1 tRNA gene and 1 rRNA gene are annotated in these 1,209 nt (G+C 51.0%); both read left to right on the top strand.

Annotated elements, in window-relative coordinates:
- Window positions 1-171: 171 nt before the first annotated feature.
- A tRNA-Ala gene (locus tag WA411_RS19050) sits at window positions 172-247 on the top strand.
- Between the two features lie 328 nt (window positions 248-575).
- A 23S ribosomal RNA gene (locus WA411_RS19055) occupies window positions 576-1,209 on the top strand; the annotation flags it as partial.

Here is a 1,209-nt window from a genome sequence, read left to right on the forward strand (position 1 = left end):
CCCCTGATAAGGGTGAGGTCGGTGGTTCAAGTCCACCCAGACCCACCAGAATTGCGTGGCTCGTCGTTGTGTCCGGACTTGCATAGCAGGCTATGCGGCGCCCGAACACGCCTAGATCCACACAATTCTATAGCTAAGGTTACAATCGACCTGGCTTGTGTGGAAGATCGAGGGGCCATAGCTCAGCTGGGAGAGCGCCTGCCTTGCACGCAGGAGGTCGGCGGTTCGATCCCGCCTGGCTCCACCAAAAGCCTGAACGATCGATGCTTTGAACTGACTAACTTTGGTTAGCAGTGTGCAGAAACAAGTGTTTCAACTTGATGAACAAGTTCGAAGCCCTTCTTTCTGATCACTGGGTCAGATTTGCTCTTTAACAAATTGGACGAGATAGAACACGAAGATATTTCTCTCATTATCTCCGAGAGGAATATGTTCAATGTGATAGCGATTTCAAGCGTTATCCGGTGTTGTCGTTGAAGTGGTTGTTATATCGCTTCAAGGAACTGTCTCCACTGATTGATGCCCTGGTTTACCAGGTTATCGATGGATGGAACACAGTTGTCTTGGGGTTATATAGTCAAGCAACTAAGCGCATACGGTGGATGCCTTGGCAGTCAGAGGCGATGAAAGACGTGGAAGCCTGCGATAAGGTTCGGGGAGCTGGCAAACAAGCTGTGATCCGGGCATCTCTGAATGGGGAAACCCACCGACTTTCGGGTCGGTATCTTACACTGAATCCATAGGTGTAAGAGGCGAACCGGGGGAACTGAAACATCTAAGTACCCCGAGGAAAAGAAATCAACCGAGATTCCCTAAGTAGCGGCGAGCGAACGGGGACTAGCCCTTAAGCTAGACAACTGGTAGGAGAAGGCTCTGGAAAGTGCCGCCATAGTGGGTGATAGCCCCGTATCCGAAACCTGAGTCTGGTGAAATCGAGTAGGACGGGACACGTGATATCCTGTCTGAACATGGGGGGACCATCCTCCAAGGCTAAATACTCCTGACTGACCGATAGTTAACCAGTTCCGTCAGGGAAAGGCGTAAAGAACCCCTGTGAGGGGAGTGAAATAGATCCTGAAACCGTATGCGTACAAGCAGTCGGAGCGGACTTGTTCCGTGACGGCGTACCTTTTGTATAATGGGTCAGCGACTTATGTTCAGTGGCGAGGTTAACCGTTTAGGGGAGCCGTAGGGAAACCGAGTCTGAAT

This window comes from Marinobacter sp. CH_CUG1437-1, assembly GCF_037029655.1.
Classification (GTDB): domain Bacteria; phylum Pseudomonadota; class Gammaproteobacteria; order Pseudomonadales; family Oleiphilaceae; genus Marinobacter; species Marinobacter salsuginis.